Consider the following 14,667-nt stretch of genomic DNA (forward strand, 5'->3'; position numbering starts at 1 on the left):
AAGTGTTGGTATGGGAAAAGCGCCGCAGCGGGTCATTTTCACCTGCGGGGGGACCGCGGGACATGTGAACCCCGCCATCGCGCTGGCGCAGTTGCTGCTGGAGCGGGAACCGAAAACGGAAATTTTGTTCGTGGGCGCGGAGCGCGGCCTTGAAAAGGACTTGATTCCAAAGGCTGGCTATGCCTTTCGGACGGTTCACATCTCCAGCTTTCACCGCTCTATGAAACCGGCGGAAATCAAGCACAATCTGATTTCTGTGGGTAACTATTTTCGGGCGCCTCATGAGGCTCGGCGGATTTTGAAGGAATTCAAGCCGGAGGTCGTGATCGGAACCGGGGGGTATGCCAGCTTTCCCATGGTGAAGGCGGCCGCAAAGGCGGGCATTCCCACCGCTATTCACGAGTCCAATATGGTTCCGGGACTGACGACCCGGCTGCTGGAGCCTTTTGCAAACCGCATCATGGTGGGCTTTGAGGAATGCCGGGAACAATATAAGGACCCCGCCCATGTGGTGGTAACGGGAACGCCGGTGCGGGGCGACTTTTTCATCCGAACGAAGGAGCAGGCCCGCAAGGAATTGGGCATTCGGGATGATCGGCCCGTGGTCGTGTCTTTCTGGGGGTCTTTGGGTGCGGCGGGCATGAACCGCCAAATGGCGGACTTTCTGGCGCTGGAGGCGGCGAAGGAGCCGTTTCACCATATCCACGGCGCAGGCGGCGGCTATGAGACGCTGTTGGGTCTGCTGAAAGAGAAGAACGTGGATTTGGCGGCGCATCCGGCGTTGGAGGTGCGGCCTTACATTTACGATATGGACCGGGTGCTTCGGGCGGCGGATTTGGTGCTGTGCCGGGCGGGGGCGTCCACCATCAGCGAGCTGACGGCGCTGGGCGTTCCGGCGCTGATCGTGCCGTCCCCCTATGTGACCAACAACCATCAGGAGAAAAACGCACGGGTGCTGGAAAAAGCGGGCGGAGCCTGCGTGGTGCTGGAGAGCGAGGCCAACGGGCCGACCCTGTTTCAAAAGAGCTGCGACATCCTGCATGACAAAACGCGGCGGGCGGAGATGTCTGCCGCCATGGAGGCACTGGGGATTCCGGACGCCACGGAGCGCATCTACACAACGGTGCTGGAACTGCTGTAACCTCTGGGGCGTTCCTTTGCATACGATGGATTGTTGAACCATTCTGTATGCGGAGGGAATTGTTTATGAGTCAGATCATCGTACAGGGGGGAAGCACCCTCTCCGGCTCCATAGCGGTACAAGGCGCAAAAAACAGCGCACTGCCGATTCTGGCGGCCACGATCCTGAATCGGGGAGAGACGGTGCTGCGGGGCTGTCCCCGGCTGCGGGACGTGGATGCGTCTGTCAGGATTCTCCGGCATCTGGGCTGCGAGGCCCGCTGGGAAGGAGACGCGCTGGTGGTGAACACCGCCGGATTGTGCCGCAGTGATATTTCCGACACGCTGATGCGGGAAATGCGTTCCTCCGCCATTTTTTTAGGGGCCATTCTGGCACGATGCGGTCAGGCGGACCTGAGCTATCCGGGCGGATGTGAGTTGGGACCGCGGCCCATAGATTTACATTTGACGGGGCTGCGAGACTTGGGGGCCGATATCCGGGAAGACGGCGGGCGGCTTTGCTGCACCGCGCCGCGCCTTGTGGGGCGGGAACTGATTTTGAGCCTGCCCAGCGTGGGAGCCACAGAGAACCTGATGCTGGCGGCTTGCGGCGGCGAGGGGACGACCTCCATCAGCAACGCTGCCCGGGAACCGGAGATCGAGGATCTGCAAAACTATCTGTGTGCTTGTGGTGCAAAGGTTTCCGGCGCGGGAACATCCACGGTGACCGTGGAGGGTGGGGCGGCGCTCCACGGCTGCGCATATACCGTGATGCCGGACCGCATTGTAGCGGCGACCTATCTCTGTGCGGCGGCCGCCGCAGGAGGAGTGGCTCGCCTCACCGGGGCAAAGGAACGGCACCTTGCCACCGTGACGGCGGCGCTGCGGGAAGCGGGCTGCACCGTGCAGGCGGATGAGAACGACATCACGCTCCGCCGGGAACAAGATCTGCGGGCCATCCGGCCCATTCATACCGCGCCGTATCCGGGTTTCCCCACCGACGCACAGGCTATTTTGATGGCGACCTTGGCCCGCAGCCGGGGTGTTACCGTATTTGAGGAGAACATTTTTACAAACCGTTTCCGCCATGTGGATGAATTGACCCGTATGGGGGCGGATATCCGTGTGTCGGGCCGGGTGGCGGTAGTTTCCGGTGCGGAGCGGCTCCACGGAGCCACCGTTCGGTCCACGGATCTGCGCGGCGGTGCGGCGTTGTGTGTGGCCGCGCTGATGGCTGAAGGGGAGACGACCATTTCCGGTGTGGAGCATATTGACCGGGGCTATGAGGACATTACTCGGGCGCTGGGTGCGCTGGGTGCCCATATCCGCAGGGAGGACGGACCTGACGGAGAATAGAAACAGACTGGAGAACGGCAGATGGCCAGACGAAGAAATTACAATCGACGCAGACGGGGAAGATTTGGCTTCCTCTATAAGCTGCTGTCCGTTTTGGCCATCTGCGCCGTCATTGTGGTGGCGCTGACGCTGTTTTTCCGGGTGGATACCATTACCATTACCGGCGAGGATCGCTATTCGGAGGCGGAGATTATTGAAGCCACCGGACTGAGTACAGGCGACAACCTTTTTTTGCTGAACAAGTATGCCATTGCGGAGGACCTTTTGAAAAAACTGCCCTATATTGCACAGGTGCGCATCAATCGCGTTTTGCCGGATACGCTGACAATCGACGTGACGGAGAGCGACGCGGTGCTGGCTGTGGTACAGGAGGGTTCCGCGTGGTTGGTGAGCCCCGAGGGAAAAATTGTGGAGCAGCGAGTGGCGTCCGCCGCCAAAGATCTTGCAAAGATCGACGGCTGCGAACTGCTGGCGCCTTCTGTGGCCACGCCGATCGCGCTGTCCACCGACCGCAGCATTCAGCAGGAGAGTCTGTTGGCCCTGCTGAAAGCGCTGGATGAGAAAAAAATGATTGATCAGGTGCAGGCAATCCATCTGGCCGACCTGACGATTTTGAGCATGGATTATGCCCAGCGGTTCCGCGTGGAAATGCCCTATGGAGCGGATTATCCGTATAAGCTGCGGACACTTCAGACGATTTTGGACAGTGGAAAAATCGAATCCAACGAGGTCGGAACCATTCGCATGACGGGAAACGACGGCCAGAATGTGTTTATCAAAAGTTAGAAGTGAAAAACTGCCGGAAAAACTGCGGGAAGACTTGACCCGGACGGCAAAGTGTCATATATTATAAAGAGTATGAGCGTAATTCCATGCGAGCCATGTGATACGACCAGTGGGGAGACTTTCCCGATACGAACGATAGCAGGAGGCAGCTTCTTATGGCATTTGGATTGGAGACCGGCCCGGACGCCGTTGTTAATATTAAAGTAATCGGCGTCGGCGGCGGCGGCAACAACGTGGTCAACCGCATGGTCCGCTCTGGCACTAAGGGCGTGGACTTTGTGGCCATCAATACGGACAAGCAGGCGCTGAATGTGTCCAGCGCTACTTATAAGATTCAGATTGGCGAAAAGCTGACCCACGGTCAGGGCGCGGGTTCCGACCCCGAGGTGGGCCGCAAGTCCGCCGAGGAGAGCCGCAGCCAGATCGCAAAGGCACTGGAGGACACCGACATGGTGTTCATCACTGCCGGCATGGGCGGCGGAACCGGCACCGGCGGCGCGCCCATTGTGGCGGAGATCGCCCGGGAAATGGAAATCCTGACGGTGGCGGTGGTGACCAAGCCCTTCGGCTTTGAGGGCCGCCGCCGGATGCAGCAGGCAGAGCTGGGAATCGCGGAGCTGAAGGAGAAAGTGGACTCTCTGGTCATTATCCCCAACGAGCGGCTGAAGCACGCCACCGACCAGAAGATCACCTTTGCAAACGCTTTTGAGATCGCGGACGACGTGCTGCGTCAGGCGGTGCAGTCGATCTCTGATCTGATCCGGGACACCGGTTTCATCAATTTGGACTTTGCCGACGTGACCACCATTATGAAAGACGCCGGTTTGGCGCATATGGGCGTGGGCCGCGCCGCCGGTAAGGGCAAGGCCGAAGAGGCCGCCAGAATGGCAATTTCCAGCCCGTTGCTGGAGACTTCCATCGCGGGGGCGCACGGCGTCCTCATCAATGTCACCGGCTCCATGGACATCGGACTGGAGGAAGTGGAGCAGGCCGCGTCCTTGGTGCAGGATGCGGTCAGCGACGACGCCATCACGATTTTTGGCGCCCAGTTCGACGAGAATTTGGACGACGAGATCCGCGTGACTGTGATTGCTACCGGCTTTGAAAAAGACCCGGGCGAACTTCAGGGAAAGACTACCGCAGCTGCCGCACCCGCTGCGCCTGTTCAGGCTCCGGCGGCTTCTGCTGCGGCACCCGCTGCGGCGGCACAGCAGATCACGGCGACCGTGCCGGAACCCCTGAGCACAGTGGACGACCCGAAGCCGGAGGAGCCGGAAGACGACCCGTTCGAGGATATCTTCAAGATTTTTAATCGGCGAGACGACTGATTTACCGCAGGACGCGGCTGAAAAAGCGTTTCTGTCTGGAATCGCAAACGCATCTGCGTACAGAGAAAAAAGTACATTTGAAACGCTGGAAAGTTCTGTTAATGGATCTTTCCAGCGTTTTTTTTGTTAAATAAATGCAGAGACAACTAGGAAGTTTTGAAAGAAACGGAAAAAAGTTTTGTGAATTTTCTTTCAACTGCCGTCAGCACGGACGCAGGCGAATGCTTCCATGGGAGCGCCGCCGCTTTTTTCAGCGGCAAAAATTCGGTCTTCTGCAAACAGTAGTGTTGTCGGCAGGCGTTCAAAAAAACAAGTTGAAAAAACAAAAAAGTCGACGCTTTTTCTGAAGGTTCGGCGGGGGCCGGGCTTTCAGAAAGGGGCGATTCAATGGATGAAACGGTTGAAAGATCGAAAAAACCAAAGAGCGTCCGCGGGGGCGGCGCGGCGCTGGCGCTGGCGGTGGCGCTGCTGATGTCTGCGCTGACGATCCCGGCGGCAGCAGTGGACATCTCTTCCGTCCAAACTCTGATTCCCGTAGGGCACACGGTTGGCATCAAACTGTTTTCAAGGGGCGTTCTGGTGGTGAAGCTGGCGGACGGTGAAACACCCGCGAAGGCCTGCGGATTGGCAGCCGGAGACGTGATTGTCCAGTGTGCCGGAAGCACAGTTACTTCCACAGAGCAGTTTCAATCCCTGCTTCAGGATGCGGCGGGCGAAAGTGCAAAGCTGGAAGTTCACCGGGGCAGCAAAACATTGGATTTAAGCGTTACCCCCAATGACAGCGACGGAGATGGCAAATATGCCATCGGTGCTTGGATTCGGGACAGCATGGCCGGTATCGGCACCATGACCTTCTACGACCCGAACAGCAATACCTTTGGCGCGTTGGGCCACGGCGTTACCGACGTGGACACCGCCGCGCTGATGCCCTTTTCCGCCGGTTCTATTTTACCCTCCACCGTGAAAATGGTGAAACGGGGTGAGACAGGCGCGGCAGGAGAACTGAAGGGTGATTTTGACCTGACCGGTGACACCGGTAATCTTTACGCGAATACCTCCGGCGGCGTCTTTGGAACGCTGACGGATCAGGAGCTGATCGAACGATTTAGCAAAAATCCGCTTCCCGTGGCAGAAAACGATCAGGTCCACGATGGAAAAGCCACAATTTTGGCAAATGTGGATGGCGACGAGGTCAAGGAATACGAAATTCAAATTACCAAAATTCTGAACACAGACGTGGCAGGACGCAACCTGCTGATCACAGTGACCGATCCGGAACTTTTGGAAAAGACCGGCGGCATTGTGCAGGGAATGAGCGGCTCGCCAATCCTTCAGGATGGACGTTTGGTGGGTGCGGTGACCCATGTTTTGCTGGGAGATCCCACGCGGGGCTACGGCATTTTGATTCGGAATATGTTGAAAAACAGCTGATTCGTGAATGATCCTGACGAATCCCTTGTAGTATTTGCAGAATGGGTCGAATAAAAAATCCCATTTATTGACAATTCTATCTTGCAAACCCTGTCCGTTTATGTTAAATTATAGAAAACGTATTCCGAACTTTCGGGAAACCGAAGGAAATTTCAATGGAAATATGGAGGACAGGGTAAATTATGGAAATCTGCAGGAAAGTGATCGTGGCCGACGCAAATGACAGCTACCGCGCTATGCTGCGGGAGGCAATTGAACAGAGTGGAGAATTTACGGTTGTCGCCGATGTGAACGATGGAAAAAGCGCGCTCCAGCAGGTCCGGGACCTGAGCCCGGACCTGTTGGTGCTGGATGTGGTACTTCCGGAACTGGATGGTTTCGGTGTGCTGGAGCAAATCAGGAAGGAGGAGCTGCCGGTACGCACAATGATGGTGTCGTCCTTTTTTACAGAGCAAGTGGTTGCGGAGGCATTGGAAAAAGGCGCGGCGTTTTTTATGCCAAAACCTTTTGAAAACAACGCGCTGTTGGAGCGAATGCGCTCGATCTGCCGTCCTGTGCAACCTGTTTCACATACAAAAAGTTTGAAAAATATGGTTACCGATATTATCCACGAAATTGGCGTCCCCGCACACATCAAGGGCTATCAATACCTGCGGGAAGCGATTTTAATCGCGGTGGAGGATATGGACGTGATCAATGCGGTTACTAAAGTCCTTTATCCGGAGGTGGCCCAGCGGTTTTCCACCACGCCCTCCCGCGTGGAACGCGCGATCCGCCACGCCATTGAGGTTGCTTGGGACCGGGGAGATCTGGAAACTTTACAAAAGTTTTTTGGGTATACGGTTTCCAATACCAAGGGAAAGCCCACCAACAGCGAGTTCATTGCCATGATTGCCGACCGGCTGGTGTTGGAGGGGCGGAACCCCGGCGGCGTAGCCTAACTGCTTTGTGCGGGATACTCTTGACGGAATGGCCCCAATATGATATCCTTTCCCGAAAATAGAAACGGAGAGGATTCGCATATGACAGTTACATTTCGCCCTCAGGGCACCTGCTCTCAGGAGATGCACGTTCAGCTCAGCGAGGACAACGTGATCGAGAAGCTGGAGGTTCTGGGTGGCTGCAGCGGTAATTTGCAAGGGATTGCGGCGCTGGTACAGGGAATGCCCGCGAAGGAGGCCATTGCAAGGCTGAAGGGAATCCGCTGCGGGTTTAAGTCTACCTCTTGTCCCGATCAGCTGGCGCAGGGGCTGGAAAAGGCACTGGCGCGGCAGGCAGGAACATCTGAAAACTGAACATCTGAAATCCGCTGTACGCTGTACAGCGGATTTCCTTTTGCCGGAAAAAGGGAAATGAATAGACAAACGGACGAAAAGCTGATAAAATGCTACCATCTGTATCTATATAAAAAATTTCGGCTGGGCTGGCGTACGCCTGCTGACCGGATTGGACGCGCCGCTCACTGCAAAGCTGGGCGGACACGGGAAGAGGGATCAAGAAATGAAAATCGTATTGGTCATCGACCAGTTTGACGACGCCAACAACGGCACGACAATCAGCGCGCAGCGGTTTGCCCGCGCCCTGATCCAGCACGGCAATCAGGTGCGTGTCATAGCCTGCGGCAAACCTGCGGATTATAAATACGCCGTGCGGCAGATGAAATTTCTGCCGGTGGTGGAGCATCTGATTACAAGTCAGGGAATGCGGCTGGCCATCCCCAACCGCCATGTGTTTGAAAAAGCGGCGGCTTGGGCGGATGTGGTGCATTTTATGATGCCCTCGCCGCTGGGCATTATGGGCCTGCGGCATGTGGAAAAACTGGGCATTCCCCACACGGCGGCGTTTCACTGCCAGCCGGAGAACATCACGTTTTCCGTCCATCTGGGCAACAGCCGGCGGGTCAACGACTTTGTATACAACCGTTTTCGGGATACTTTTTTTAACCGCTTTACCCACATCCACTGCCCCAGCAACATGATTGCGGACCAGCTCCGTCAGCACGGATACACCGCCCAGCTTCATGTGATCTCGAATGGAATCAGCCCCGCTTATTTCTATCACAAGCGGGAAAAAGAAGCGTTTCTTCAAGAAAAATTTACGATTTTAATGGTGGGCCGCTATTCCGGCGAGAAGCGGCAGGATGTGCTGATTGACGCCTGCGCCAAATCCCGCCATGCAGCCCATATCCAGTTGATTTTGGCGGGCAAAGGTCCCATGGAAAAAAAGCTGCGCAGACAGTGTGAGGCGCAGCTGGCGAATCCGGCGATTCTGGAATTTTATTCGCCCCAGCGGCTGATTGAGATCATCAGCCAGTGCGACCTGTATGTCCATACCTCCGACGCGGAGATTGAGGCCATGAGCTGTATGGAGGCATTTGCCTGCGGCCTGGTGCCGGTGATCGCCCAGTCACCCCGATCTGCCACGCCCCAGTTCGCACTGGATGAACGAAGCCTGTTCCCAGCGGGAGACAGCAGGCTGCTGGCCAAACGCATCGACTATTGGTATGAGCACCCGCAGGAGCGGCAGGAGATGGAAAAACGCTACGCGGAGAGCGCGAAGGACTATTCGCTGGAAGCGTCCATCTGCCAGACGGAGGAGATGTTCCGCGCGGCCATCCGGGAAATGCGGCACTGACGGAGGTATCCAAAAGTGCCGGAAGGGCTGCGGAAATCGCGTCTGCCGCGCCTGAAAGAAAGGAACGCAAGCGCCTGCACAGCAGGCGCTTGTTCTGCGTATTGGACCGTTTCAATCTGCCGGACGGAAAATGCCCTGCACTGGATAAATACCGGATTGCGCCAAGGCAGGCATAAGGCGGAGCAGTGCGGAGAATCTATGGTACGGCTGCAAAGCCTTGCAGATTTGGCTGAGAAAAATTTAGACCGATCTTGCGCTTTTGCAAGGAAACTGTTACAATATTACAAATGCAGTGCGCTTGCGCGCATGGACGGGCCGGGATTTGTGTCCCGGTTGAAGATCGGCGTGCCGCTCGCCGCAAAAGTGGTAAGCCGCAGTGCGCGTCAAAGCCTCCAAAGGGGGCTTTTTTAACAGATGCGAACGCGGCGCATGGAGGTTCCTGCTATGAAACTCGGCATCGTTGGATAAACAGCCTTTTCATATCTCTATATTCCTTCATAAACCTCAATAAATCCCATATTTTCGTACTTTTCCGTTATATAAATCCATGTACTTACATATAGTTTCATGGGCATTTGGTGCGGAATTGGTGCGGTCTATGGGAATCGATATTCGGGAAACGGGTTCATCACGACAGATTATTCATTTTGAAAATTAGAATCTGTAAGGAGATTACCACTGTGAACCGATTATTATCTTGTGAGTTTAATATCGACAATGCTTGTGTCGAGCTGAAATATGCAGACGGCAGCATGGTTTCCATTGACTGCACCGCCGTGGAGAACGAGGTGGCAGACAATATGTACCAGAGGTCAGAGCTGGACTGGCTGATTTACAACGATCCGGCAGCCTATGCGGATTTGATCCTCAACGGCGATACGGAAACCTACTTGAAAACTGTAACAGAATATAAACCTTTGGATTGATTGCCAAAGATAAAGCAAGCCGCCTGTGCGGGCATGAGAAATGCTCGTACAGGCGTTTTTTTGTAGTGGATGTTGGCATAGAATTAGATTTCTAATCGCTTGACCGAATCGGTTATCGGTGCTATACTGTGAATAACCGAATCGGTCACTTGAAAGGAGAAATTAAATGGACAAATTTTTTGCACTAAGCGAGGAAAAGCAAATTACCATCATCAATGCGGCACTCCAGTGCTTTGGTAAGTTTGGATATGATAAGGCTTCTGTCAACGATATTGCTGTAACGGCGCATATTTCAAAGGCATCCGTATTTCAGTACTTTGGCAGCAAAAAACAACTGTATACCTACCTGTTGGAATATTGTATGAAAATCATTATGCCTTCGTTTGACCAAACGATACTTGATTCAGAAACCGATCTGTTTAACCGCATTCTGGTTTCCAGCAAGATGAAAATGGCTGCAATGAAAACACACCCGTTTATTACTCAATTTATGGCAAGTGTTTGGGAAGAGGCTTCTCCTGAAGTCAATGACCTACTTGCTTCATTAAAGATGGAAGCAGGGAATTTCAGAAATGAAATGGTTTTACGAGAGGATGATTCCTTAAAGTTCAAAAATCCCGAAGATGCTCAACCTGTTTACAATATGCTTTTAGTGATGGCGGAGGGGTATGCAGCCCGTTATCGTAACGCAGCCGTTTTTGATTTTGAAACAGTTATGAATGAATTTGAAAAAACCATTTCAATTCTAAAAAACAATTTCTATAAGGAGGAATATTTAAAATGAGTGAATACGCTATTGTCTTGAACCAACTGACCAAGCACTATGGGAAACACAGAGGTATCAGCAACCTCAATCTCACAGTTAATCAGGGCGAGTTCTTTGGCTTCATTGGCCCAAACGGTGCGGGTAAGTCCACCACCATCCGCACTCTGATGGGTCTGATCCGTCCCAGCGGTGGCAACGCTTCTATTTTCGGTTTAGACTGCCAGAGTCAGGCAAGTGTCATTGCCAGAGATGTGGGCTACCTCCCCAGCGAGAACAGCTATTATGAAAACATGAAGGTGCGGGAACTACTGCAATACACCGCCGACCTGTACGCCATGAACTGTGAAACGAAAATGTATGAGCTTTCCGAACGGCTCAATTTGGATTTGTCCCGGAAGATTGCAGACCTGTCTCTGGGCAACAAGAAAAAGGTGGGCATCGTGTCTGCCATTATGACTTCCCCTAAGCTGCTGATCATGGATGAACCTACCAGCGGCTTAGACCCGCTGATCCAGCAGGCATTCTATGATATTCTGAAGGAGGAGAACAACCGGGGCACCACAATTTTCTTCTCCTCCCATGTACTCAGCGAGGTACAGAAGCTGTGTGACCGGGTGGCAATCTTAAAAGAGGGTAAGCTCATGAGCATCCAGTCTATCAGAGAACTACGGGAAAGCGGTTATAAAAAGGTCAGCCTTACCACCAAAACACCGATTTCCAGTGATTTCTGGGAGCTGCCTGGTATTGCGAATTTCTCTGAGACCCCGGACAAGACCTCTGTTTCCTTTATGTATAACGGCAATATCACAGCAATCATTGATAAACTTCACCTGCTGCATTTGGACGATGTGCTTTTGGAAGAGCCCTCTTTGGAGGAAATCTTCATGCACTACTATGAGTAAGGAGGTGTCAGGTATGGTCATTTTGAAATATGAACTGAAACGGCATCGAACCTATATCCTGGGCTGGACCATCGCCTTGGCTGTGTGTATCTTTTTGATGACACCGACTTATTACAGCTTCCTGGATGTTGCCTCCGTGGAACTCTTTGAAACCATGGGCACCACGGACTTTTACAGGAGTGTCGGCGTATCGATGGAATACTTGACTTCCCCGTTGGGCATTTATGGGTTTCTGACCAGCTTTTTCATGATTGCCTCCGGCGTTTTCGGAATGCACTTCGGCATTTCCGTTCACACCAGAGAATGTACGGAAGGAACTTCGGAATACCTGTTTACAAAGCCCTTTCCTCGGAAAACAATCTATTGGGCAAAGGCATTGACTGTATTGATCGGAGTGGTGGTCGTAGGTGCTGCGTATCTGCTGGCTTCTTTTTTGGCCATGGCAATGTTTCGTTCCGGAACTCCATGGGGAGAGTTTTTTCTGATTGCTCTGTCCCTCACCCTTGTTACGCTGTTCTTTGCTGCAATGGGTCTGATGGTGGGAATTTTGTTTCCCCGCAACCGTAGCCCACTGCTGACCGCCGGATTAGTCGTGTTTGTGGAGTATTGCATAACCAGCTTCTCCAACATCATCAGTAACCGGGCTATCAGTTTCCTGTCCCCATACTCCTTCTTTGGAGCTGCAAAAATTTCCGAAACTGGCTTCTATGATATGACCTATCTTGGCTGGGGCGTGCTGCTGGTTACCCTGTTTTTGGTGCTGTCTTACGGTGTCTTTCTGAAAAAAGACATTCAGTTTCGTTCATAAGGGGGTGCAAACATGAAAACATTGATTAAAAATGAGTTCCGCCAAACCAGAAGGCTCTTGTTGATCTGGTTAGGGATCATGCTGCTTCTGTGCGGTTTCTGCTATTTTGAGCTTCTGTCTCTACAGGACAGTCTGAATGAAATGGCAACGATGGTCAGCCAATTTCCGAGATTGATCATGATTATGTTTGGGGTCAAAGGCGATTTAACCACATCCCTTGGCTGGTATGTGTGCATCTATTTCTGGGAAGGATTGCTGGCGTTCCCTTATGCCATGTCTCTGGGGTTGTCCTGTGTGGCGAAGGAAAAGAAGTTCGGAACCTCGGAATACCTGTTCACAAAGCCTGTGGAACGGAAAACCATTGTACTGGCGAAGGTGATCGTTTCGGCGGTAAATCTGCTGGTGTTTGCCCTGTTCAGCGGTTTATGTAATTATTTTACAATCGTTCTTCCTTTGGGCGGTCTGGAACAGCCGGGAGCAGTGCTCACCACAACCATGGGAATGTTCTTTACCCAGTTCCTCTTTTTCGCTCTGGGGCTGCTGTTTGCCAGCCTGTTTATGTCCTATAAGGCTGCGGTGAGGACAGGTACGATTTCCATGCTGGCTGCCTATGCTCTGGCCTTTACAGCCGAATACACAGAAAATCAAATTTTGGATTACCTGACCCCTCTGCGCTACTACGATGTGTATGAGGTGGCACTGCACGGATTCCGACTTTCCTTTATCGTTTTGACATTCGCTGTTGTGGGTGCTTGTATCGTTGCTGCATTGAATCAGTGGAAGCGGCGTGAATTGTAAGCCTATGTTCAAATCTTCAGTATAACTGTCTCAAGTCTACATAAAAAAGCAATTCCTGTTTTCATGGGGGAATTGCTTTTTTACATGAAGATTGTATAATGAAAACAGTAGACAAAGATATATGGAGGAAATCATGATGTTACGACCAAAAGAAGTAGTATGCAAATGGGTAGATGCCTTTAATGGCCACGATGTAGATGCAATCGTGAGCCTGTACCATGATAATGCAACCAACCATCAGGTGACCAATGAGCCTGTGATCGGGATAGACGCAATCAGAGAAATGTTTACAGCAGAATTTGCCACTGCCGATATGACAGCCATTGTAGAGAATATTTTTGAAGATGGACAATGGGCAATTTTGGAGTGGAAAGACCCGCTGGGACTGCGGGGATGCGGCTTCTTCCATGTTGTAAATGGTAAAATTCTGTTCCAGAGAGGATATTGGGATAAACTGTCTTTTTTGAAGCAGCATAATTTGCCTATTGAATATTGATTGAATGCTGCCGGTGAAAAACCGCTGCTACATGGAACCAACCATGCGGCAGCGGCTTTTTTTATTTTCGAGTTTTTTCTTCTTATGGCTGGTAAACTTTACTCGCCTTTATTCATACATCTCAAACGCAAACATGGTTTCTTTTGGCAATCTATCATTTTCGCAATTCAGCAGATACCGGATCACCCGTTTTGCAAAAACATTGGAAATCATGGTATCCCAGTCGGCAAGCCGGACAATCGACCCTGTGCCGTTTTCAAAATCGAATAAAATTTCTCCCCATTCGCCATCGCAGTCTGCCTGATATTCGTAGACTGCGGTGGCAATTTTCTTTTTTCGTTTGGTTTTGGACTTCTGTTTCAGCCGGACTGCATGGATACCGCCGTTTTCTACCAACAGCAGTGTCAGATGTTCCGCTGCTTTCCGGTAGGCTCGTTCCGCACCGCTGGCGGAGCTGCCCTCAAACATGACAGCCAATTCTTCAAAGGTAGGGCGGTTTTTCCATGAACCGACACGCCCACAGGTCATGCAGATGGCAAGCCGTTTTTCCAACAAGGTTTGTTCCCGGTAGTTCAGCTTTTCAAATGCTTTCCGCACCTTTTCAGCCTGTATACCATCCCATAGAATATCGGCATAGTTCCAGCTATAGTCACGGGTCACATCCTCGCCTGTTTCCTCGCCGTCCTCGTCCTGCTCGGTCACAAAGAATGGCTGCTGATTGCGGATACCACGGACAACTTTCAAATATTCCTCTGCCAGCGCAAGATCGCAGTTATATTTTTTTGAAAATTCAGCAATGGCATCTTTTGTGTTGTGGTAAAGCCATGCCATGGTGCGGAGCATCTTATAGCTGGTCAGCGAGGATACCGACCATTGTTCTTCGCCCATGCGAAAACGGAGCATGGCATCCCGTATGAAGGGATAAATGTAGGTAGCATATTCAGCACCCTTTTCAGGGGCATAGTCCGGCAGCTTCTGGAGCATAGCCTCCCGGCAGGAAAGTTTTATATCCAAAAAACGCTCTGGGTCATACTGATCGCCGCTGTCTACGCCAAGAAAGCTTTTGATGCGATTGTTAAGCTGTGGCTCGTAATGGTGCAGGAAAAACGAAAAGTATTTCAAATCCTTTTCCCGGAGAGCAGACAGAATGTAATCATTGATGTTCTCTGCCTTTGGCAGCTCCGGTTCCAGTTGGAAGATGCGCTCTGCCATATATCTTGTAATGCCACTGTCGGGCGTATCGGGAAAGGACTTTGGCTTGTACCCGGTCATGTCCCATGAATATTCTCTCAGCATAAGCGCACCTCCCCTTCGGCT

General features: G+C 52.3%; 16 protein-coding genes. 15 read left to right on the forward strand and 1 reads right to left on the reverse strand.

Annotated elements, in window-relative coordinates; translation table 11 throughout:
- Positions 1 to 10 precede the first annotated feature (10 nt).
- From murG to ON16_RS03505, 15 genes are all read left to right on the forward strand, one after another.
- Entirely contained in the window at positions 11 to 1,141 is a 1,131-nt protein-coding gene (gene murG / locus ON16_RS03435; protein WP_040659406.1) for an undecaprenyldiphospho-muramoylpentapeptide beta-N-acetylglucosaminyltransferase, read from the forward strand.
- Positions 1,142 to 1,206: 65 nt separating this feature from the next.
- Positions 1,207 to 2,475 carry a UDP-N-acetylglucosamine 1-carboxyvinyltransferase gene (gene murA / locus ON16_RS03440; RefSeq protein ID WP_040659408.1) on the forward strand — a complete coding sequence of 423 codons (1,269 nt, stop codon included), beginning with the start codon at positions 1,207 to 1,209 and terminating at the stop codon, positions 2,473 to 2,475.
- Between the two features lie 21 nt (positions 2,476 to 2,496).
- A complete protein-coding gene (locus ON16_RS03445; RefSeq protein ID WP_040659410.1) occupies positions 2,497 to 3,261 on the forward strand; it encodes a cell division protein FtsQ/DivIB in 765 nt (254 codons plus the stop codon).
- 155 nt (positions 3,262 to 3,416) lie between these two features.
- Positions 3,417 to 4,589 carry a cell division protein FtsZ gene (ftsZ, locus tag ON16_RS03450; protein ID WP_040659413.1) on the forward strand — a complete coding sequence of 391 codons (1,173 nt, stop codon included), beginning with the start codon at positions 3,417 to 3,419 and terminating at the stop codon, positions 4,587 to 4,589.
- A gap of 387 nt (positions 4,590 to 4,976) precedes the next feature.
- Entirely contained in the window at positions 4,977 to 6,020 is a 1,044-nt protein-coding gene (spoIVB, locus tag ON16_RS03455) for a SpoIVB peptidase (protein ID WP_040659416.1), read from the forward strand.
- A 182-nt stretch (positions 6,021 to 6,202) separates the two neighbouring features.
- Positions 6,203 to 6,961 carry a sporulation transcription factor Spo0A gene (gene spo0A / locus ON16_RS03460; RefSeq protein ID WP_040659418.1) on the forward strand — a complete coding sequence of 253 codons (759 nt, stop codon included), beginning with the start codon at positions 6,203 to 6,205 and terminating at the stop codon, positions 6,959 to 6,961.
- Positions 6,962 to 7,042: 81 nt separating this feature from the next.
- A complete protein-coding gene (locus tag ON16_RS03465; protein ID WP_040659420.1) occupies positions 7,043 to 7,315 on the forward strand; it encodes a TIGR03905 family TSCPD domain-containing protein in 273 nt (90 codons plus the stop codon).
- 205 nt (positions 7,316 to 7,520) lie between these two features.
- Positions 7,521 to 8,654, forward strand: coding sequence for a glycosyltransferase (locus tag ON16_RS03470; RefSeq protein ID WP_040659422.1), 1,134 nt, complete (start codon positions 7,521 to 7,523; stop codon positions 8,652 to 8,654).
- 15 nt (positions 8,655 to 8,669) lie between these two features.
- Positions 8,670 to 9,065, forward strand: a complete 396-nt coding sequence (locus ON16_RS15515) for a hypothetical protein (protein ID WP_144032039.1) — start codon at positions 8,670 to 8,672, stop codon at positions 9,063 to 9,065.
- Positions 9,066 to 9,334: 269 nt separating this feature from the next.
- The gene (locus tag ON16_RS03480; protein ID WP_008726801.1) at positions 9,335 to 9,580 is read left to right on the forward strand and encodes a DUF6061 family protein; all 246 of its coding nucleotides are present in this window, start codon (positions 9,335 to 9,337) and stop codon (positions 9,578 to 9,580) included.
- Between the two features lie 166 nt (positions 9,581 to 9,746).
- Positions 9,747 to 10,364 carry a TetR/AcrR family transcriptional regulator gene (locus ON16_RS03485; protein WP_008726799.1) on the forward strand — a complete coding sequence of 206 codons (618 nt, stop codon included), beginning with the start codon at positions 9,747 to 9,749 and terminating at the stop codon, positions 10,362 to 10,364.
- Positions 10,361 to 11,248, forward strand: coding sequence for an ABC transporter ATP-binding protein (locus ON16_RS03490; protein ID WP_008726798.1), 888 nt, complete (start codon positions 10,361 to 10,363; stop codon positions 11,246 to 11,248). The genes ON16_RS03485 and ON16_RS03490 overlap by 4 nt, the downstream gene beginning before the upstream one ends.
- 13 nt (positions 11,249 to 11,261) lie before the next feature.
- Positions 11,262 to 12,056 carry a DUF2705 family protein gene (locus ON16_RS03495; protein ID WP_026648251.1) on the forward strand — a complete coding sequence of 265 codons (795 nt, stop codon included), beginning with the start codon at positions 11,262 to 11,264 and terminating at the stop codon, positions 12,054 to 12,056.
- 12 nt (positions 12,057 to 12,068) lie between these two features.
- Complete coding sequence (locus tag ON16_RS03500) at positions 12,069 to 12,854, forward strand: ABC transporter permease subunit (RefSeq protein WP_008726796.1); 786 nt, start codon at positions 12,069 to 12,071, stop codon at positions 12,852 to 12,854.
- 133 nt (positions 12,855 to 12,987) lie between these two features.
- The gene (locus ON16_RS03505) at positions 12,988 to 13,350 is read left to right on the forward strand and encodes a nuclear transport factor 2 family protein (protein ID WP_200895800.1); all 363 of its coding nucleotides are present in this window, start codon (positions 12,988 to 12,990) and stop codon (positions 13,348 to 13,350) included.
- Between the two features lie 108 nt (positions 13,351 to 13,458).
- Here the strand turns inward: ON16_RS03505 and ON16_RS03510 are convergent, their stop codons facing one another.
- The gene (locus ON16_RS03510; RefSeq protein ID WP_008726794.1) at positions 13,459 to 14,646 is read right to left on the reverse strand and encodes a sigma-70 family RNA polymerase sigma factor; all 1,188 of its coding nucleotides are present in this window, start codon (positions 14,644 to 14,646) and stop codon (positions 13,459 to 13,461) included.
- Between the last annotated feature and the right edge of the window lie 21 nt (positions 14,647 to 14,667).

Origin of the sequence: Oscillibacter ruminantium GH1 (assembly GCF_000307265.1) — a bacterium.
GTDB classification, from domain to species: Bacteria; Bacillota; Clostridia; order Oscillospirales; family Oscillospiraceae; genus Oscillibacter; species Oscillibacter ruminantium.

What these genes read in the sequence shown, in the direction of transcription:
- spo0A (WP_040659418.1), top strand. Translation starts at nt 6,203, where the DNA reads ATGGAAATCTGCAGGAAAGTGATCGTGGCCGACGCAAATGACAGCTAC.
- spoIVB (WP_040659416.1), top strand. Translation starts at nt 4,977, where the DNA reads ATGGATGAAACGGTTGAAAGATCGAAAAAACCAAAGAGCGTCCGCGGG.
- ON16_RS03500 (WP_008726796.1), top strand. Translation starts at nt 12,069, where the DNA reads ATGAAAACATTGATTAAAAATGAGTTCCGCCAAACCAGAAGGCTCTTG.
- murG (WP_040659406.1), top strand. Translation starts at nt 11, where the DNA reads ATGGGAAAAGCGCCGCAGCGGGTCATTTTCACCTGCGGGGGGACCGCG.
- murA (WP_040659408.1), top strand. Translation starts at nt 1,207, where the DNA reads ATGAGTCAGATCATCGTACAGGGGGGAAGCACCCTCTCCGGCTCCATA.
- ON16_RS03495 (WP_026648251.1), top strand. Translation starts at nt 11,262, where the DNA reads ATGGTCATTTTGAAATATGAACTGAAACGGCATCGAACCTATATCCTG.
- ON16_RS03485 (WP_008726799.1), top strand. Translation starts at nt 9,747, where the DNA reads ATGGACAAATTTTTTGCACTAAGCGAGGAAAAGCAAATTACCATCATC.
- ON16_RS03445 (WP_040659410.1), top strand. Translation starts at nt 2,497, where the DNA reads ATGGCCAGACGAAGAAATTACAATCGACGCAGACGGGGAAGATTTGGC.
- ON16_RS03470 (WP_040659422.1), top strand. Translation starts at nt 7,521, where the DNA reads ATGAAAATCGTATTGGTCATCGACCAGTTTGACGACGCCAACAACGGC.
- ON16_RS03505 (WP_200895800.1), top strand. Translation starts at nt 12,988, where the DNA reads ATGATGTTACGACCAAAAGAAGTAGTATGCAAATGGGTAGATGCCTTT.
- ON16_RS03510 (WP_008726794.1), bottom strand. Translation starts at nt 14,646, where the DNA reads ATGCTGAGAGAATATTCATGGGACATGACCGGGTACAAGCCAAAGTCC.
- ON16_RS03490 (WP_008726798.1), top strand. Translation starts at nt 10,361, where the DNA reads ATGAGTGAATACGCTATTGTCTTGAACCAACTGACCAAGCACTATGGG.
- ON16_RS03465 (WP_040659420.1), top strand. Translation starts at nt 7,043, where the DNA reads ATGACAGTTACATTTCGCCCTCAGGGCACCTGCTCTCAGGAGATGCAC.
- ftsZ (WP_040659413.1), top strand. Translation starts at nt 3,417, where the DNA reads ATGGCATTTGGATTGGAGACCGGCCCGGACGCCGTTGTTAATATTAAA.